Source organism: Pseudarthrobacter sp. NPDC059871, from assembly GCF_042731175.1.
In the GTDB taxonomy this organism is placed as follows: Bacteria; Actinomycetota; Actinomycetes; order Actinomycetales; family Micrococcaceae; genus Arthrobacter.
The window spans coordinates 55,293-74,107 of record NZ_JBHWJV010000002.1 but is presented as its reverse complement, the minus strand read 5'-3'; the positions used below and the strand labels follow the sequence as shown (position 1 = coordinate 74,107).

General features: G+C 66.7%; 16 protein-coding genes. 4 read left to right on the top strand and 12 right to left on the bottom strand.

The window, feature by feature from the left end; translation table 11 throughout:
* Positions 1-45: 45 nt before the first annotated feature.
* The 6 genes from ACFV4R_RS03070 to ACFV4R_RS03045 all read right to left on the bottom strand — a co-directional run bounded on the left by ACFV4R_RS03070 (position 46) and on the right by ACFV4R_RS03045 (position 8,220).
* Positions 46-897, bottom strand: coding sequence for a pyruvate, water dikinase regulatory protein (locus ACFV4R_RS03070; RefSeq protein ID WP_377200982.1), 852 nt, complete (start codon positions 895-897; stop codon positions 46-48).
* The gene (gene ppsA, locus ACFV4R_RS03065; protein ID WP_377200981.1) at positions 898-3,300 is read right to left on the bottom strand and encodes a phosphoenolpyruvate synthase; all 2,403 of its coding nucleotides are present in this window, start codon (positions 3,298-3,300) and stop codon (positions 898-900) included.
* A gap of 166 nt (positions 3,301-3,466) precedes the next feature.
* Positions 3,467-4,474 (bottom strand): Gfo/Idh/MocA family oxidoreductase, encoded by a 1,008-nt coding sequence (locus ACFV4R_RS03060; RefSeq protein ID WP_377200980.1) that lies wholly within the window; start codon positions 4,472-4,474, stop codon positions 3,467-3,469.
* Positions 4,475-4,541: 67 nt separating this feature from the next.
* Positions 4,542-5,558, bottom strand: coding sequence for a sugar phosphate isomerase/epimerase family protein (locus ACFV4R_RS03055; RefSeq protein ID WP_377200979.1), 1,017 nt, complete (start codon positions 5,556-5,558; stop codon positions 4,542-4,544).
* Positions 5,559-5,567: 9 nt separating this feature from the next.
* Positions 5,568-7,010 (bottom strand): sugar porter family MFS transporter, encoded by a 1,443-nt coding sequence (locus tag ACFV4R_RS03050; protein ID WP_377200978.1) that lies wholly within the window; start codon positions 7,008-7,010, stop codon positions 5,568-5,570.
* A 13-nt stretch (positions 7,011-7,023) separates the two neighbouring features.
* Positions 7,024-8,220 (bottom strand): Gfo/Idh/MocA family protein, encoded by a 1,197-nt coding sequence (locus ACFV4R_RS03045; RefSeq protein WP_377200977.1) that lies wholly within the window; start codon positions 8,218-8,220, stop codon positions 7,024-7,026.
* 157 nt (positions 8,221-8,377) lie between these two features.
* Here ACFV4R_RS03045 and ACFV4R_RS03040 point away from each other — a divergent pair, with 157 nt between their 5' ends.
* A complete protein-coding gene (locus tag ACFV4R_RS03040; RefSeq protein WP_377200976.1) occupies positions 8,378-9,397 on the top strand; it encodes a LacI family DNA-binding transcriptional regulator in 1,020 nt (339 codons plus the stop codon).
* Positions 9,398-9,484: 87 nt separating this feature from the next.
* Here ACFV4R_RS03040 and ACFV4R_RS03035 read toward each other — a convergent pair whose 3' ends face one another.
* The 5 genes from ACFV4R_RS03035 to ACFV4R_RS03015 form a co-directional block, all read right to left on the bottom strand.
* Entirely contained in the window at positions 9,485-10,432 is a 948-nt protein-coding gene (locus ACFV4R_RS03035; protein ID WP_377200975.1) for an ATP-binding cassette domain-containing protein, read from the bottom strand.
* Between the two features lie 9 nt (positions 10,433-10,441).
* Positions 10,442-11,488 carry an ABC transporter permease gene (locus tag ACFV4R_RS03030; RefSeq protein ID WP_012630853.1) on the bottom strand — a complete coding sequence of 349 codons (1,047 nt, stop codon included), beginning with the start codon at positions 11,486-11,488 and terminating at the stop codon, positions 10,442-10,444.
* Positions 11,489-11,498: 10 nt separating this feature from the next.
* Positions 11,499-12,494 carry a substrate-binding domain-containing protein gene (locus ACFV4R_RS03025; protein ID WP_377200974.1) on the bottom strand — a complete coding sequence of 332 codons (996 nt, stop codon included), beginning with the start codon at positions 12,492-12,494 and terminating at the stop codon, positions 11,499-11,501.
* Between the two features lie 149 nt (positions 12,495-12,643).
* Complete coding sequence (locus ACFV4R_RS03020; RefSeq protein ID WP_377200973.1) at positions 12,644-13,684, bottom strand: Gfo/Idh/MocA family oxidoreductase; 1,041 nt, start codon at positions 13,682-13,684, stop codon at positions 12,644-12,646.
* Positions 13,685-13,869: 185 nt separating this feature from the next.
* Positions 13,870-14,262 carry a hypothetical protein gene (locus ACFV4R_RS03015; RefSeq protein ID WP_377200972.1) on the bottom strand — a complete coding sequence of 131 codons (393 nt, stop codon included), beginning with the start codon at positions 14,260-14,262 and terminating at the stop codon, positions 13,870-13,872.
* A 218-nt stretch (positions 14,263-14,480) separates the two neighbouring features.
* On the opposite strand from ACFV4R_RS03015, the gene ACFV4R_RS03010 reads away from it, so the two are divergent.
* The 3 genes from ACFV4R_RS03010 to ACFV4R_RS03000 all read left to right on the top strand — a co-directional run bounded on the left by ACFV4R_RS03010 (position 14,481) and on the right by ACFV4R_RS03000 (position 17,810).
* Complete coding sequence (locus tag ACFV4R_RS03010) at positions 14,481-14,927, top strand: helix-turn-helix transcriptional regulator (protein ID WP_377200971.1); 447 nt, start codon at positions 14,481-14,483, stop codon at positions 14,925-14,927.
* Positions 14,924-15,343, top strand: a complete 420-nt coding sequence (locus tag ACFV4R_RS03005) for a VOC family protein (RefSeq protein WP_091717107.1) — start codon at positions 14,924-14,926, stop codon at positions 15,341-15,343. The genes ACFV4R_RS03010 and ACFV4R_RS03005 overlap by 4 nt, the downstream gene beginning before the upstream one ends.
* 76 nt (positions 15,344-15,419) lie before the next feature.
* On the top strand, positions 15,420-17,810 hold the full coding sequence (locus tag ACFV4R_RS03000; RefSeq protein ID WP_377200970.1) for an ATP-binding cassette domain-containing protein: 2,391 nt from the start codon (positions 15,420-15,422) through the stop codon (positions 17,808-17,810).
* Between the two features lie 14 nt (positions 17,811-17,824).
* Here the strand turns inward: ACFV4R_RS03000 and ACFV4R_RS02995 are convergent, their stop codons facing one another.
* Entirely contained in the window at positions 17,825-18,793 is a 969-nt protein-coding gene (locus tag ACFV4R_RS02995; protein ID WP_377200969.1) for an alpha/beta hydrolase, read from the bottom strand.
* Positions 18,794-18,815: the final 22 nt, after the last annotated feature.

The following is an 18,815-nucleotide window of genomic DNA, read 5'->3' as shown; positions in this document are numbered from 1 at the left end:
GCTTTCCCATGGCTTAAAGAAGCGCGAATATGGACGATCGTGCACTCAGTGGTGCAGGTTCATCCGCTGCAGGACGGTGGCGGAAATTTCCTCCACGGACATCGAGGCGGAGTTCACGAAGGGAATCGAATTCACCCGGTACATGTCCTCGGCGTTGCGCAGCTCGAAGGAGCACTGGTTCAGCGAGGCGTAGTTGCTGCCGGGGCGGCGCTCCTGGCGGATCTGGCTCAGCCGCACCGGCAGGGACGTCAGCCCGAAGCACTTCTTCGCGAACGGCAGCAGGGGTTTGGGCAGTGACAGGCTTTCGAAGTCCTCCTCCACCAGCGGGAAGTTGGCCGCGAGGATGCCGTGCTGCAGCGCCAGGTACATGGTGGTGGGCGTCTTGCCGCAGCGCGACGGGGCGATGAGGATCAGCTCGGCGCGTTCCAGCGCACGGAGCGACTGCCCGTCGTCGTGCTCTATGGCGTACTCGACGGCGGCCATGCGCGACTGGTAGCGCACGGCGTCGCCCACGCCGTGGGCCTGGCCGGGCTGCCCGCTGGCGGAGGCGTGCAGGGCCTGCTCCAGCTGGCCGAGATGCGTCCCGATCAGGTCGAAGAAATGCCCGCGGCTGCGGGCCAGGACGGCGCGGACGTCAAGGCTCACCGTGGTGGAAAAGACGAGGGGAAGGGGGCCGGCGGCGGCCACCTGGTCGATAACCGCCACCACCTCCTGCGCCTGCTCCACCGTGGTGATGAACGGGACGGTGCGGCGTTCCAGGTGCTGGGCGGGAAACTGCGTGAGCAGGGTGTTGCCCAGCGTCTCGGCGGTGATGCCGGTGCTGTCCGAAAGGAAGAACACCGTGGGGGCGGACGTGCTGCCCGCCCCCACGACGTCCCGCCAGGGGGCGTCAGGCACTTAGACCGCTGTGTGGTTGCTGGTGCGGGCCAGGCGCAGCCAGGTTTCGGTCACGGCGTCAGGGTTCAGCGAGATGGAGCTGATGCCCTGGGCCAGCAGCCACTCGGCGAAATCCGGGTGGTCGCTGGGGCCCTGTCCGCAGATGCCCACGTACCGGCCCTTGGCGCGGCAGGCGGAGATGGCCATCTCCAGGAGCTTGGTGACCGCCGGGTTCCGCTCGTCGAAGCCCTCGGCCACGAGGGCCGAGTCACGGTCCAGGCCCAGGGTGAGCTGGGTGAGATCGTTGGAGCCGATGGAGAATCCGTCAAAGTACTCGAGGAACTCGTCGGCGAGCAGCGCGTTGGCCGGCAGCTCGCACATCATCACGATTTCCAGGCCGTTCTCGCCCCGGGTCAGCCCGTTGGCGGCGAGCAGTTCGGTCACGCCGCGGGCCTCGGCCAGGGTGCGCACGAACGGGACCATGATCTTGATGTTGCTCAGGCCCATCTCGTTGCGGACGAACTTCAGGGCCTCGCACTCGAGCTCGAAGGCCTGCCGGAACGAGTCCGAAAGGTACCGGGACGCGCCGCGGTAGCCGATCATCGGGTTTTCCTCGGACGGCTCGAACGCGGGGCCGCCCAGCAGGTTGGCGTACTCGTTGGACTTGAAGTCCGAGAGCCGGATGATCACCGGTTCCGGAGCGAAGGCCGCGGCGATCGTGGAGATGCCTTCGGCCAGGCGCCGCACGTAGTAGTCCCGCGGGCCGTCGTAGGCTGCGGTCTTTTCGCGGATCTGCCGCACGGTGAAGTCCGAGAGCGACGCCGGGCGTTCGATTTCCCCGGCCACGGCCAGGAGGGCGTTGGGGTGGATGCCGATCTGCCGGTTGATGATGAATTCCAGGCGGGCCAGGCCAACACCGTGGTTGGGCAGCTTGGAAAAGCTGAACGCCTGCTCCGGGGTGCCCACGTTCATCATGATCTTGACCGGGGCCTCCGGCATGGTGTCCAGGCTGGTCTCCTGCAGGGTGTAATCCAGCAGCCCCTCGTAGACGAAGCCCGCCTCGCCTTCGGCGCAGGACACGGTGACCGGGGTTCCGTCCTTGAGGATCTGTGAGGCCTTGCCGGTACCCACGACGGCGGGGATCCCCAGTTCGCGGGCGATGATGGCCGCGTGGCAGGTGCGTCCGCCGCGGTCGGTGACGATGGCGGCGGCCTTCTTCATGATCGGTTCCCAGTCCGGGTCCGTCATGTTGGCCACCAGGACGTCGCCGGCCTGGAACGAGGCCATCTGGTCGATGGAGGTCAGCACGCGCACCTGGCCGGCGCCGATGCGCTGGCCGATGGCGCGGCCCTCGGCCAGGACGGCGGAACGCTCGGTGAGGGTGTAGCGCGAGATGGTGCCGGAGGCCTTGCGGGACTCCACGGTCTCGGGGCGGGCCTGCAGGATGTACAGTTCACCGTCCACGCCGTCCTTGCCCCATTCGATGTCCATGGGGCGCCCGTAGTGCGCCTCGATGGCCAGGGCGTGGCGGGCCAGCTCCTGGACCTCGTCATCGGTCAGGCTGAAGCGGCGCCGCAGGTCCTGCGGCACGGGAACGAAGTCCACGGTCCGGCCCACTTCATCGGAGTCCGTGTAGATCATCTGGACGGCTTTTTCGCCGAGCCCGCGCTTGAGGACGGCGGGCCGCCCGGCTGCCAGGGCAGGCTTGTGGACGTAGAACTCGTCAGGGTTCACGGCGCCCTGCACCACGGCTTCGCCGAGGCCGTAGGACGAGGTGATGAACACGGCGTCGTTGAAGCCCGATTCGGTGTCCATGGTGAACATCACGCCGGAAGCGCCGACGTCGGAACGGACCATGCGCTGGATGCCCGCCGAGAGTGCCACCTCGGAGTGGGTGAAGCCGTGGTGCACGCGGTAGGCGATGGCTCGGTCGTTGTACAGCGAGGCGAAGACGTCCTTGATGGCGAGCAGGACGTTGTCCACGCCGCGGATGTTCAGGAACGTCTCCTGCTGGCCTGCGAACGAGGCGTCGGGCAGGTCCTCGGCCGTGGCGCTGGAGCGGACCGCCCAGGACACGTCAGCGCCGTGGCTGCCGGTGAGGCGCTCATAGGCGGAGCGGATCTGCTCTTCGAAACCGTCAGGGTACGGGGTCTCCCGGATCAGGTCCCGGATCTGCTTCCCGGCCACCGTCAAAGCGGCCACGTCGCCGCTGTCCAGGTCTTCGAGGATGCTTTCAATCCGGGCATCGAGGCCCGTTCCGGCAAGGAATCTTCTGTAAGCGTCGGCTGTGGTTGCGAAACCGTCCGGTACTTTTACCCCTGCAGAGGCAAGGTTCCGGACCATTTCTCCGAGCGAGGCGTTCTTGCCGCCGACCTGGTCGAGGTCGGACAGGCCGAGGTCAGAAAACCAGAGAACGTCAGTCATAGGTGGTGTCCCTCCATTGGGCACGCGCTGACAAGCGCTGAGAAAAAGATGTGATGCAAGATTTGTCAGGAGTGCGCCAAAGAAGCAAACGGATGTGACTCACGCAACACCCGGGGAGCGTAATGAAGTGTCACCCAGGGAAGGGCACTTGCATGGGGGTTATCCCTTATGCCGCCGCCGGACCCACGCTGACCCGCTGGCCCGTCGCGGCCGACCGGGCCGCGGCGAGGGCCAGGGCGAGTGCGGCGCGGCCGTCGTGCAGCGAAGCAATCGGGATGGCCTCGCCCCGGGCCACCGCTACCAGATGCTCGATTTCCCTGCGGTATGCCGTCGCGTACCGGTCGCCGTACCACGGGGTGAAAGCGCCGCCGGTATTCGTCCCGCCGCGGCCGGATCCCAGGACCAGGGTTTCCGTGGCGTTCCTGACCGTCAGCGTCCCGCGCGGGCCGGCGGCTTCCAGCCTTTGGTCGTAGCCGGAGGCGTTGCTGCGGGAGTTGAGGATGGTTATCAGGGCACCGCTGCCTGTAGCGAGGGTCACCACCGCCCCGGAGGCGTCACCCAGCGCGGCAAGCTGCGGATCAGTCTCCTGGGTGGTCGCTTGGACGGAGACGATCCCGGGCACCAGGAACCGCGCCATATCCAGGTCATGGATCATCATGTCCCGGAAGAGGCCCCCGGAACCCGGGACGTACTCCAGTGGTGGTGGCGCGGGGTCGCGGCTGATGATGAGCAACTGCTCCACAGCACCGATCTCACCCGCGAGGATCCGCTCCCGGACAGCTGCGAAGGATGGATCGAACCGGCGGTTGAAGGCGACCACCACCCGGTCAGAGGCAGCCCCCACGGCGGCGATGCATTCATCCACCCGGCCCAAGTGGAGATCCACCGGTTTTTCCACCAGCACAGCCTTGCCGCCGTTGGCGGCCTGGACGATGTGGTCAACGTGAAATCGGTTGGGTGAGGCAATCACCACTGCATCGACGCCCGGGTGGCTGAAGGCATCGTTGACCTCCAGGCAGACGGCACCGTAGGCCGATGCAAGGCCGGCAGCGCCTGACCCGCCCGCTACAGCGGCCAGGCATGCACCGGGAGTTGAGGCGATGTTCCGGGCGTGGAGCGACGCCATCTTTCCCGATCCGATGAGTGCTATCCGGACCTTGCCCGCAATATTCAAGGGGACCTCCACAGGACAAAGCGGGGGTGCCATCCACTGGATGCCACCCCCGCAACCGTTGAAGTGGTTACTGGCTGACCAGCGAGGACCGGAGGGCCGCATCCGCGTCCCGCAGGACCTTCGCCGCGACCTGGAGCCCCTCGATCCGGCCGAGCGACACGTCCTCGTGTTCGATGTTCACCAGCATCTCCGGGTCCACCTCATGCAGGGCCCGCAGGAATTCGGTCCAATAGGCGGTGTCATGGCCGCGGCCCAGGGCTACGAAGTCCCAGGCAGAGTTCTTGGGCCATTCATTGGCCCACTCGTCCCCACCAAGGTTGGTGCGGTTTTCCTCAGGGGACAGCTTGCGGAAGCTGTTGTCCAGCACACCGTACAGGGCTGCGTTCTCCTTGTTGACCCGGACGTCCTTCGCCGCAGCCTGGAACACCAGCGGACCCAGTTCGCGGACCACGGCCACCGGGTCCATCTGCTGCCAGAAGAGGTGCGAGGCATCCAGCTCCACGCCCACGTGGGTGGCGCCGGTCAGCTCAGCCAGCTTCCGGACGTCCGCCGTGTTGAACACCAGGTTCTGCGGGTGCAGCTCCAGGGCCACCTTGACGTCCAGTTCCCGCGCCAGTTGGTCGATCTCCTTCCAGAAAGCCGCAGCGATCTCCCACTGGTACTCCAGGACGTCCAGCGCTGCGGAGTTCCACGCATTCACGATCCAGTTGGGAACGGTCGCACCGGGCTCCCCGCCGGGAAGCCCGGACATGGTGACCACACGGTTCTGGCCCAGGCGGTGCGCCAGCCGGATGGACCGGCGGATGTCCTCGGCGTGCTTCTCACCGATCTCGCGGTTGGGATGCAATGGATTGCCGTTGCAGTTCAACCCGGCAATGGACACCCCGGTGCCCTCGAACGTCGCCAGGTACTCGTCCCGGGCCGCATCGCTGGTCAGGATTTCGTCGATGTTGGGGATGTGCACCGGGGGCAGGAAACCGCCGGTGTTGATCTCAATCCCCGTCAGGCCCAGGTTGGCGATGACCTTAAGGGCTTCAGGCAGGTTACGGTCGTGCAGGATCGCGTTGTAGACGCCGAGTTTCATAATGACTCCTTAGGAAATATGGGTTGGTTCTGCGGCGCTGCCCTCACGGACCAGCGCGTCGGTGTTGCCTGTCTTAAATTCCTCTTCGAGTTCTTCGAGGGATTTTCCCTTGGTTTCGGGCATGTACACCTTGAGGAACACCAGCCCGGCCGCACCCAGCGCCACGAAGATAAAGAACGTCCCGGAGATGCCGATGAGGCTGACCAGCACTGGGAAGAACAGCCCGATGAGGAAGTTGACCATCCAGAGCGCGAAGACGCACACGCCCATCCCCGCGCCGCGGAGCGTCAGGGGGAACATCTCGGAAAGCATCAGCCAGGTCACAGGGCCGATGGAGCCCTGCATGAAGGCCAGGAACGTCGCCATCAGGCCCAGGAACAGCACCGCCCGGAGCATGCCCGGTTCGGTCACCAGGGACACGATGCCGATCAGGAGCAGTGACAGGGACGTGCCGGCGAGGCCGGTGATGAGCATGGGCCGCCGCCGGACCCTGCCGAGAAGGGCCATGCCGGTGGTGGCCGCCGCCACGGACACAGCACCGTTGGCGATGGTGGCCCACAGCGCCCCGGTGGTTCCGAAGCCGGCTTCCGACAGGATGGACGTGCTGTAGTACATGATGGCGTTGACTCCGCTGATTTGCTGGATCACTGCCATCCCCAGCCCCACAATCAGGATCCGTTTGGTCCAGGAGTGCGCAAGCAGTTCCCGCCATCCGCCTTTGCTGGAGTCGTAGTCCTCACGCGCCATCCGGATCACGTCGTCGAATTCGCGCTGCAGCTCGTTTGCGGGCCGGACCCGGCGCAGCACGTCGAAGGCTTCGTCGCCGCGCCCCCCGGCCGCCAGCCAGCGCGGCGATTCCGGCAGCACCAGCGTCCCAAACCACAGGACGACGGCGGGAAGGGTGGCCAGTGCCACCATCCACCGCCAGATGTGGTCGTCGCCGAAGAACGTCCCCAGCAAGGCATTCGACACGTAGGCGATCAGCTGGCCGGAGACGATCATCACCTCGTTCTGCGTGACGATACGGCCGCGGTCCTTGCTGGATGCCATCTCGGCGAGATATACGGGCACCGTCACCGACGCGCCGCCCACGCACAAGCCCAGGAGGAACCTGGCCACCACCAGGAGTTCAGTGGTGGGCGCGGCGGCCGCGGCCGCCGTCGTCGTAAAGAATGCGACGGCGAGCCAGCGAATGGTGCGCCGCCGGCCGTTCCGGTCCGAGAGGCGCCCGGTGTACATGGCCCCGAACGCCGCGCCAAGCAGGAGCGCAGACGTGACCAGCCCCTCCTGCAGCGGGTTCAACGACAGGTCGTCGCGCATGAACGGCAAGGCGCCGTTGATGACGCCGGTGTCGTAGCCGAAGAGCAGGCCGCCGAAGGTGGAGAAGAACGCGATCTTCCGCATGAACTTCCGTGGTGCGGCCGCGCCAGGGGTTTCTGTCCGGGCTGTCATCCGGTCACCCCGCTTACGCGAACGCCGGCTGCGGGATAGCGACGCTCCGGCCGCCCAGCTGCGCGGACTCGGTGACGGCGGCCAGGATCTCCATGTTGCGGACGCCTTCCTCGAAGGTGGCGCAGCGCGGCAGCGACTTCTCTGCCGGCAGTCCGGCCACTTCCTCAAGGAAAGCCCGGGCCTGGTAGCCGAACGCGTCATTCTGGCCGAAGCCCACGCTCGGCGCATCCATGGCCAGGCCGCCGGCGATGTAGGGGTGCTCTGGCCCGAGGACCACCTGGCGGTAGCCGTTTTGCGCGGATGCACCTTCGTTGAGGAACAGTCCGATCTCGGCCGGGCGGCGCTGGTCGAAGAGTGCGGCGCCGTTTTCGCAGAACACCTCGAACGTTAGGGTGTTCGCGTGGCCGGCGGCTACGCGGGACACGGCGAGGCTGCCCACGCCGGTGGTGAACTCCGCGGAGAAGGCTGCAACGTCGTCGTTCTCCACGGGTTCGAAGACGTCGCTGACGGCGGAGTGGTCATGCCCCATGACAGCCCCTAGGGGCAGCGGGCGCTGCGGGATGACGGTGCTCAGCTGGCCGCCGCTTACGGACTGGATGTCGCCGCAGAGGAATTCGGCCACGTAGGCAAGGTGGCTTCCGACGTCGGCCAGCGCGCCGCTGCCGGCACCGCCCTTGTAGCGCCAGCTCATGGGGGCTTCGGGGCTGCAGCCGTAGTCGGTCCAGTAGCGGCCGCTGAAGTGCAGGACCTTGCCCAGGGTGCCGGACCGGATGAGGTCTCGGATGTAGGCGATGCCCGGCGTGCGCCGGAACGTGAAGCCGATGCGGCCCAGCGAGGAAGCGTTGCGGGCGGCCTCGGCCATGGCCCGGGCGTCCTCCATGGTGTCGCTCAGCGGCTTCTCGCAGAGGACGTGCTTGCCGGCGGCCAGCAGGCCCTCGACAACCTCGCGGTGGAGCTTGTTGGCGATGACCACGCTGACCACGTCGATGTCGTCCGCCTCGGCAATGGCCTGCCAGGAGCTGTCGTGCCGGTCGTAGCCGAAGCGCTTGGCCGCGGCGGAACCGAATTCTGCGTTGACGTCCCCGATGGAGACGAGGCGGATCTCCGGCAGGTCCGGTGAGTAGAGGGTGGATGCGGTGCGGTAGGCCGCTGCGTGTGCCTTGCCCGCCATGCCGGCGCCGATGACTGCCACGCCCAGGGACTTGCTCATGTGTTTCTCCTTTGAAAACCTGCCCGAGCCGTGCCGCTCGGGTGCCGGGGGAAGCCGGAAAGTTGTACGCTGTTTGGAGCGCTCCATAAAACTGTAAGGACCACACTTTGTCCTGTCAATCCCCTATGGAGCCGTGATGGAATGGGATGATTGCACGGTGAAAGCTTCAACGGATTCAGCGTCCGCCCGGCCAACGATCTACGACGTCGCCCACCGGGCCGGCGTGTCCAAATCCCTGGTGTCGCTGGTCCTGCGCGGTTCGCCGAATGTCAGTGGCCCGCGGCGCGAGGCGGTGCAGGCCGCCATCGACGAACTGGGTTACAGGCCCAGCCGGGCAGCGAGCGCCCTGGCCGCAAACCGGACGCAGAGCATCGGCCTGCTCATCGACGACTTCCACAACCCGTGGTTCGTGGAAGTCCTCCGTGGTCTCCGTTCCGTGCTCGACCCGGCAGGCTGGAACGTCTCGGTGGCGGACCTCCAGCTTGAGGCGCTGTCCGGCCGCAACCCGCTGGACGGATTCCTGGCGATGCACGTGGACGGCCTGATCATCGCGGCGGAACCGCATGCGGCCCCGCCGCTGCGGAACCTGGATGTCCCTTTCGTGGTGGCCGGCGTACGCGAGATCGACTCCGGGCCTGCCGACGTGGTGGCCAGCGACGAGGTGCAGGGCGCGGGCCTCGCCGTGGAACATCTGGTGCAGCTGGGCCACCGCCGGATCGGCCACCTGAGCGGCACCGGCGGGTCCGCGAAGGCCCGCCTCGACGGCTATCTCCGATCCGTCCGGGCTGCGGGGCTGGAGCCCCTCGTGGTGGGTGAATCCGGGGACACCACCGAGGAGGCCGGCTACACGGCCGCGCGGGAGCTGTTTAGCGGACACGACGGCGTCACGGCCGTTTTCGCCGCCAACGACACCATGGCGCTCGGCGCCCTCGCCGCACTCAAGCAACACGGGCTGCGGACTCCGGAGGATGTCTCGGTGGTGGGCTACGACAACACCCCCCTGGCGGAATCGCGGTACCTGGACCTGACGTCCATCGACAGCCACAACGCATCGATCGGCACTGAAGCCGCCCGGGCCCTGTTGGGCCGGATCGCCGAACCCTCGGCCCCGCGGCGGCAGCTGCTGTTGGCGCCGTCGCTGATGGCACGGGGTTCAACGGCGGCTCCGCCGTCCTGACCGACCTTCTCCAGGCCCGGCGTCACCGCACGCGCCGCAGCCCGCCGTCGTACACGACGACGGCGGGCAGTTTAGGTACGGCGCCGTTCAGCCGGCAGCCTTGCCGGTAACGGAGGCCGTTTCGGCCTTGACCTCCTCAAGGGTGTCGCGGTGGCCGCCAAGGGACTCGAGCTCGTGGGCGAGCTCGGCCAGTTCAGCGCCGCCGGCCATCTGGGCGGTGAGCTCCTCGAGCGTGATGTCCTTCTTGTCGTAGTACCCGATGGAGCGCCCCCGCTTGAGAAGGAGGAACCTGTCTCCTACCGGGAAAGCGTGGTGCGGGTTGTGGGTAATGAAGATGACGCCCAGGCCGCGGTCGCGGGCCTGAAGGATGTAGCGGAGCACCACGCCGGACTGCTTGACGCCCAGGGCAGCCGTCGGCTCGTCCAGGATCAGCACCTTGGCGCCGAAGTGGACGGCCCGGGCAATCGCCACGCATTGGCGTTCGCCGCCGGACAACTGACCAATGGGCTGCTCGACGTCGCGCAGGTCGATGCCCATGTCCGCAAGTTCCTTCCTGGTGACCTCCTTCATCTTCTCGACGTCCATCCGCCGGAACGGACCCCTTCCGGTGGTGAGTTCTGAGCCGAGGAAGAAGTTGCGCCAGATGGGCATGAGGGCGACGACGGCGAGGTCCTGGTAGACGGCGGCGATGCCGGCGTCGAGGGCCTCGCGGGGTGAATTAAGCTTGCGCTCCTCACCCATGATGGAGAAGACGCCTTGGTCGTGCTGGTGCAGTCCGGCGATGATCTTGATCAGCGTTGACTTGCCGGCTCCGTTATCGCCCAGGACGCAGGTGACGCGTCCATTGTCCACGGCCATGGTGACGTCCCGGAGGGCGATGATGTTTCCATAGTGCTTGCCCACGCCGTCGAGCTGGAGCAGGTGCACGGCGCGATCGGTGAGCGGGTCGGTCTCGCCCTGGAGCAGGGTCTCGTTACTGATCCGCGCCCGTTTGCCGGCGGCCGGGGCGGTGCTGTGGTTTGTTTCGGCGGTCATGTCCCACTCCTACCTAAGGTCCGCGCGGCGTTTGACGATGAGGTTGACGATGGTGGCCAGCAGCAGCATCAGGCCCAGGAAGAACTTGAACCAGTCCGGATTCCATTGCGCGTACACGATGCCCTTGTTGGCCATACCGAAGATGAAGGCTCCAATCGCTCCGCCCACCGCCGAGCCGTAGCCTCCTGTAAGGAGGCAGCCACCTATGACGGCGGCGATGATGTAGAGGAACTCGTTACCCACGCCCTCACCGGACTGGACGGCGTCGAAGGCGAACAGGTTGTGCATACCCAGCACCCAGCCGCAGAAGCCGACCGCCATGAACAGGCCGATCTTGGTCCTGGTGACGGGGACGCCCACCGCACGGGCCGCGTTGGCGTCGCCCCCCACAGCGAAGATCCAGTTGCCCACGCGGGTGCGCAGCAGCACCCAGGACGCCACGGCCACCAGCACGATCCAGAAGAATACGGTGACCTTGATTTCGACGCCGGCCAGGGTCACCGAGGAGGCGAAGATGGCGCGGGCGGAGTCGAAGCCGTCCATGTCCGCAATGGACGGCGAAGAGACTCCGCCGCCGATGGCGCGGGTGAGGGCCAGGTTGAGACCGGTGAGCATCAGGAATGTGGCCAGGGTGACGATGAAGCTGGGCAGTTTGGTTTTCACCAGGATCCAGCCGTTGATGAAGCCGATGCCCAGCGAAACCGCCAGGGCCAGCAGCACGCCGACCCAGATGTTCATGCTGAAGTACCAGCTGAACAGGGAGGCCGTCAGCGCCGAACTGATGACGGCGACGCCGGTGGAGAGGTCGAATTCGCCGCCGATCATCAGCAGGGATACGCCCACGGCCATGATGCCGATGGTCGATGCGCCGTAGAGCACCGTGGCGAAGGCGTTGGGCTGCAGGAAGGTGCCGGAGACCGACGAAAAGAAGATGAAAAGGACTACGGCGCCCACCAGGGCACCCACCTCGGGACGGCCCAGGAGTTTCTGGAACGGATTGCGCCGCCCCACCCGCTCGTCAATGACCGGAGGTGCCGCCAATGCTGTCTGTGTCATGGGAATACTCCTAGCGGATGCCAGCGTCGGCAAACTTCTGCACGGACGCAACATTGGCTTTGTCCACGATGGTGGGACCGGTCAGTACCGGCTGGCCGCCGCCGATCAGGAAGCCGCCGCGCTTGAACTGCCACAGCGCGTCGATGGAACCGTACCCCTGAAGCCAGGGCTGCTGGTCCACAGTGAACAGCAGGGACCCGTCCGCGATCTTGCCGGCCAATTCCTTGTTCAGGTCAAAACTTGCCACCTTGGCCTTGCTGCCGGATTCCGTAACGGATTTCAGCAGCGTCAGCGTGATCGGGGCGCCCAGGCCGATAATGACGTCAGCATCCTTTGAAGCCTGCAGCTTGGCGGTGGACGTGGAGGCTACGGCCGTCATGTCCGACCCCGTGACGTAGAGGACCTCGGTGTCGGGGACCTTGGCCTTCACACCGGCGCACCGGCTTTCCAGGCCCACGTGGCCCTGGACCTGGATCACGCAGATGGGGTGGCTGAAGCCCTGGTCCGCAAGCTTCTGGCCCACGGCCTCGCCGGCCAGCTTGTCGTTGGAACCGAAGTGCGTGAAGGCACCGAGCTTCTGGGAAACGTTCTCGCCCGCGTTCAGGCTGACCACGGGGATTCCCGCGTCGGTGGCCTTCTTGATGGCGTCCTTGAGTGCCTCTGGCGTGGCCAGCGTAACCGCGATGCCATCCACCTTCTGGTTGATGGCCTGCTCGATCAACTGCGATTGCCTGCCGGCCTCCGGATCGTTGAGGTACTGCAGTTCCACATTGTCCTTGGCCGCAGCCTCCTCTGCGCCCTTGCGCACGATGTCCCAAAAGGTATCTCCTGACGGCGCGTGCGTGATCAGGGCGATCTTCATGCGCTCGGTGGCGGCCACCTGGCCGGCCGAGCCGTTTCCGGCGGTGTCAGGGGCGCGTCCGCCGCTGCTTGAGCAGGCCGTGAGGGCCAGCATGGGAATGGCGACGGCGGCAACGGCGGCGCGTTGCCAGGAAAACTTCTTCACGGGTGATCTCCTTCGATCATCTGATGCGTAAGCCCGCCGGGATGGGCGGGGTTTGCCCGGGCCCGGCGTGCGTGACGTGCCCCACATTTGGAGCGCTCCATGAAAGAATAGGAAGAAGAAGTTTGTCCTGTCAATAGGTGTCAGGTCCGTTAGGGAACCCCGACCTCGACGGTACTTCCGGCCAGCGCGCTCTCCCGGGCCGCGTCAAGGACCTGCAGCGTCCGGATGGCCTCCCTGGCAGGCACCGGCGCCGGGCCGCCGTCGCGGGTGGCTTTCGCGAAGGCGCCGTACAGGTCGTGCCAGCGGCCCTGCAGTGAGGGGATGCGGTGCCGCCCCGAAGCGGTGGAAAGGATGGGCCAATGGTCATGGTCTTCGTACCCCCATTCCTCCGGCATGGCCGCGGGTCGCAGTCCGGACAGGACGGCGGCCGCCTGGACATCCGAGGCGAGGGACAGGTAGCTTCCCTTGCTGCCGTAGGCACGGAGTTCCCTCGCCTCCGCATGATTGGCCTTGCTGGCCTCCGCGTAGGACCGCGCGCCGCTGGTGTGGACCAGGTCGAGGGTGAAGCCAGCATCTGTGCAGCCGGAATCCGTCTCCACCCAGTCCACGTGTGCATTGACAGACTGCACAGGGCCAAGAAGCCAGATCAACTGGTCCACCAGGTGGCTCCCGAGATCAAGCAGCAAGCCGTCCGCGGCTCCGGCCGTGAGGGAGCCGGGATTGTGCTGGTCCATCCTTGAGTAGACCCGCCAGAGCTCGCCCAATCGGCCTTCCGAGAGCACTCCGGCAAGCGTCCGGGCATCCGCATCCCAGCGCCGGTTGTGGTAGGCGCTGAGCACTACGCCAGCTCTGTCCGCGGCAGCGGCAAGCTCGCGGCCCTCGGCTGCCGACGGCGCGAACGGCTTGTCCACCATGACGTGCAGGCCTGCCGCAATGGCTTGGAACGCCAGCTCAGGATGGGTGCCCGGCGGCGTGGTGATGGTGACCGCGTCAACGCCGGCGGCGACCATGTCAGCCAGCGACCCGAACACCGGCACACCGGGCCAGTCCGCTGCCACCTCAGCGGTGCGCTCCGTCGAGCGGGTCACCACACCTGCGAGGGTGATGCCCTGTGCGGCCTCGATGAACGGGGTATGGAAATTCCTGCCGCCCGTCCCGTAGCCGACGACGCCAATACGTAGATCACTCACTTCATGCCCTCCAAAACTCCTGCAGAATGCATTCATTATGGAGCGCTCCAATAGGGCGCCGCCAAATATTTCACGTCAAGTCCGCAGGATGGGCACGCAGTCCGGCGCTGGCGCTCAAATGATCAGCGCTCCGGGGGGAAGCAGGGCAACCCACGGCCCGGCCGGTCCCCCGCGGCCGGCAAGGGCTAGGCTGCGAGCCGCGTGTCCGCCGCTGTGGGAACGGAACCCACCACGGGCAGCGACCCGGTAAGGGCCTCAACAGCCTCGACGACGGCCATCTGGCCGGTGGAATCGGGAACGCCCGGATACTGCACGTGCGCTTCAGCGGGCTGGGCCGAGGCCTCCACCTCACGCATCCGCACAAGCGCTACTGCCGAGATGAGGAACCAGGCCACGTTGGTGACTACGGAAGGCCAGGCTCCGTGCAGGGTGCCGTTGATGATGAAGGCCACGGAGCCGAAAAGGTTTGCCGTCTGGAAGCCCTTGCCCGCCTTCAGCCAGCCCATGGAAACAGAAAGGTAAGCACTGAGAATCGCAACTGCGCCTGCCCAGCCGGCGAGTTCCCACAGCAGTTCCATGACGTCCTTTCGAGGGTCCCCGCGCAGAATCCAGGCAGGGCTTATGAGGGGGTAAAACGGGGGTTGTTTTGCCGGCCACTGGGTTCCTCAAGCCGTGTTCGGGCGAGGACCTCATGCTGGCCGGCGGGATAATCATACCCCGCACCCGAGGGCCAATTTGCCACTCCGGCAGGGCCCCGGCTATGGACAACATCGGTGCCGCGTAGCACCATCTGAGAGTGACCTCCGCTCCTGCTGATCCGTACCTTCGCGAACTCACCGGGTTGAGGCGCGTCAAGGACCGGATGGACCGGGAGTACGCCCAGCCGCTGGACGTCGAATCGCTCGCCAGGGACGTCTACATGTCCGCCGGGCACTTCAGCCGCCGCTTCAAGCTCGCCTACGGTGAATCGCCCTACAGCTACCTCATGACCCGGCGCATCGAACGCGCCATGGCACTGCTCCGCAAAGGCGATCTGAGCGTCACCGAGGTGTGCTTCGCCGTCGGCTGCTCCTCGCTGGGCACCTTCAGCACCCGCTTCAGCGAACTGGTGGGGATGCCTCCCAGCGTCTATAAACAGCAGGCGGAACGCTCGACGGCCGGCATCCCCGCGTGCGTGGAAAAACAGGTCACCAGACCGGTCAGGAATCGAGAAGCGCCCGCGGTTGAGGCGTTACTAGCATGACTTCCATGGACATCAACATTTCCTCAACCTTCCTTCCCGCCACCGATCCCGACGCCTCCCTGGCCTTCTACCGCGACGCGCTCGGCTTCGAAATCCGCAACGACGTGGGCCGCGGCACCATGCGCTGGATCACCGTGGGCCCCGCAGGCCAGAAGGACGTCTCCATCGTCCTGCACCCGCCGGCCGTGGACCCCGGCATCACCGAGGACGAACGCCGCACCATCGCCGAAATGATGGCCAAGGGCACCTACGCCACCATCGTCCTCTCCTCCCCCGACGTGGACGCCGCGTTCGCCAAGGTGGAGGCGAGCGGTGCCGACGTGGTCCAGGAACCCATAGACCAGCCCTACGGCATCCGGGACTGCGCCTTCCGCGACCCCGCCGGAAACACCGTCCGCATCAACCAGCAGCCGTAGGCTGATTACCAACGACGGCGGAGGGAGGCTGCCCGCGCAGCCTCCCTTCAGCGCCGCCCAACGAGATGGAGGCTCGATGAGCACGGATACCGGCACCGACAACCGGGCGGCGGCAGCGCATGTCGCGGACAGCCACGACCTGATCAGCGTGCAGGGCGCACGGGAGAACAACCTCAAGGACGTCAGCCTGGAACTGCCCAAGCGGCGGCTGACGGTGTTCACCGGTGTATCCGGCTCCGGCAAGAGCTCGCTGGTGTTCGCCACCATCGCCGCCGAATCGCAGCGGATGATCAACGAAACCTACAGCGCGTTCGTGCAGGGCTTCATGCCCAGCCTGGCCCGCCCGGACGTGGACCGGCTGGAGGGGCTGACCACGGCGATCATCGTGGACCAGGAGCGGATGGGCGCCAACCCGCGTTCCACCGTGGGCACCGCCACCGACGCCAACGCCATGCTGCGGATCCTGTTCAGCCGCCTGGGCCAGCCCTACGTGGGCCCGCCCACCGCATTCTCCTTCAACGTGCCCACCCGCAAGGCCAGCGGTGTGATGAGCACAGAAAAAGGCGGCCGGGTGGAGAAAAGCATCGTCCAGCAGGCCACCTACCTGGGCGGCATGTGCCCCCGCTGCGAAGGCATGGGCAACGTCAGCGACATCGACCGGACCGCGCTGTACGACGATTCCAAGACCCTCGCCGACGGCGCCCTGACCGTTCCGGGCTACTCGATGGACGGCTGGTACGGCCGCCTGTTCGAGGGCATGGGCCTGCCCATGGACAAGCCGATCGCCAAGTTCACCGCGAAGCAGTTGGACACGATGCTGTTCGCCGAGCCCACCAAGATCAAGGTGGAGGGCGTCAACCTCACGTTCGAGGGCATCATCCCCAAGATCCAGAAGTCCATGCTGTCCAAGGACGTGGAGGCCATGCAACCGCACGTCCGGCGCTTCGTGGAACGCGCCGTCACGTTCGCCGTCTGCCCCGAATGCAAGGGCACCCGGCTCACGCCCGAGGCCCTGGGGTCCAAGATCAAGGGCAAGAGCATTGCCGACCTGTGCACCATGCAGATCAGCGACCTCGCCGAATGGGTGCGGGACCTGGACGAACCCTCCGTCCGGCCGCTGCTCACCGGGCTCCGGGACCTGCTGGAGTCCTTCACGGAAATTGGCCTGGGCTACCTTTCGCTGGACCGGCCGGCCGGCACGCTGTCCGGCGGCGAGGCGCAGCGCACCAAGATGATCCGCCACCTGGGCTCCTCGCTCACCGACGTCACCTACGTTTTCGACGAGCCCACCATCGGTCTGCATCCGCACGACATCGAGCGGATGAACAATCTCCTGCTGCAGCTGCGGGACAAAGGCAACACCGTCCTGGTGGTGGAGCACAAACCGGAGACGATCGCCATCGCGGACCACGTCGTCGACCTCGGCCCCCTGGCGGGCACCGGCGGCGGCGAGATTGTTTACGAGGGCGACGTCGACGGGCTGCGTTCCAGCGACACCGTCACCGGCCGGCACCTGGACGACCGCGCCCGGATCAAGGACGCGGTCCGGGCCGCCACCGGGGCACTGGAGGTGCGCGGCGCGTCCACGAACAACCTGAAGAACGTGGACATCGACGTCCCGCTGGGCGTGCTGTGCGTGGTGACGGGCGTGGCCGGGTCCGGCAAGAGCTCCCTCATCCACGGCTCACTGGCCAAGCGCGAGGGCGTGCTGGTCATTGACCAGGGTGCCATCAAGGGCTCTCGGCGCAGCAACCCCGCCACGTACACCGGGCTCCTGGAGCCGGTGCGCAAGGCGTTCGCCAAGGCCAACGGCGTCAAGCCGGCCCTGTTCAGCGCCAACTCCGAAGGCGCCTGCCCCACCTGCAACGGCGCTGGCGTGATTTTCACCGAGCTCGGCGTGATGGCCACGGTGGAGTCCACCTGCGAGGACTGCGAGGGCCGCCGCTTCCAGGCTGCCGTGCTGGAATACACGCTGGGCGGCAGCAGCATCGCCGACGTGTTCGACATGTCCGTGGACGCGGCGCTGCAGTACTTTGCCGAGGGTGAGGCCAAAACCCCGGCCGCGCACAAGATCCTGGAACGGCTCGCGGACGTGGGCCTGGGCTACATCACCCTCGGCCAGCCGCTCACCACCCTGTCCGGCGGCGAGCGCCAGCGGCTGAAGCTGGCCACGCAGATGGCGGAGAAGGGCGACGTCTACATCCTGGACGAGCCCACCACCGGCCTGCACCTGGCCGACGTGGAGCAGCTCCTGGGCCTGCTGGACCGGCTGGTGAAGTCAGGCAAGTCGGTGATCGTGATCGAGCACCACCAGGCGGTCATGGCGCATGCGGACTGGATCATCGACATTGGGCCCGGGGCCGGGCACGACGGCGGCACGGTGGTGTTCGAGGGCACGCCGGCTGACCTGGTGGCGGCCCGGTCCACGCTCACCGGGCAGCACTTGGCGGCGTACGTCGGGGCTTAAAGCCGTCCGGGTCCCTAGAGCCGCCCGAGGAAGGCGACCGTGGCGGCGGCGATCTGTTCCTGCGCGGCCTCGCGGCTGAGGCCGGGGTCGCCGTCGCCGGGCTGCGCACCGTAGTCGCCGAAGAAGGCGTGCACGCCGCCCTGGATGGCGGCGAACTCCGTGTCCGCGGGCAGCAGCTCGGTGGAGGCATCGATCTTCGCCGGGGTGCTGAGGCCGTCCTTGGTCCCCGAAACGGACAGGGCCTGCAGCCCTGGCCGGCCGCGGAGGGAGTCCAGCGGGTAGGAGGCGTAAAGCACCAGGCCCCTGACGTCGTCGCTGTCCCCGGCAAACGACGACGCTGCAACGCCGCCGAGCGAGTGGCCGCCTACTGCCCAGGTGGTGATGTCCGGGTTGGCGTCCATGGCGCTGCGGGCCTGGTTGGCATCCAGCAGGCTGAGCCCCAGTGGCTCCTTCAGGATGACCACCCGGAACCCTGCGCCGACGGCCGGGGCCAGGATGTCCTGGTAGGCCCGCGCATCTACCCGCGCGCCCGGGTAGAAGACCAAACCCTTGGTGGGTGCGCGGCCGCCGTCGGGCGTCATGGTGATGGTGGTGGTCGTTTCGGTGACGATCAGGTCAGATTTGGGACCGGCCTCGGCCGCCACACCCGGCTGGTAGGCGAAGGGGTTGAGCCAGGCCAGCGCCGCCACCAGCGCCAGGACGGCGATCCGCCCGGCCCAGGCGCCAATGGCCCGCACCAGCGACCGGGGATGGGGCGTGTCCCGCCGCCGCCAGAGGAAGACCGCCCAGGCCACTCCGACGACGGCCGCCGCGATCAGCAGTCCGGGCAGCAGCGGGTGCCCGGCCAGGACAGCCGGATTCGCCACCAGCATCCAGGCCGGAACCGCGATGAGTGCGGCAGTGCAGGCGGCCGACATCCAGTAGATCGCGGTCCGGCGCCTAGGGCGCACGGTGGCTGTGGCGGCAGCGGAAGAGGAGTCCATGGTTCCTGATCATTCCACTCAT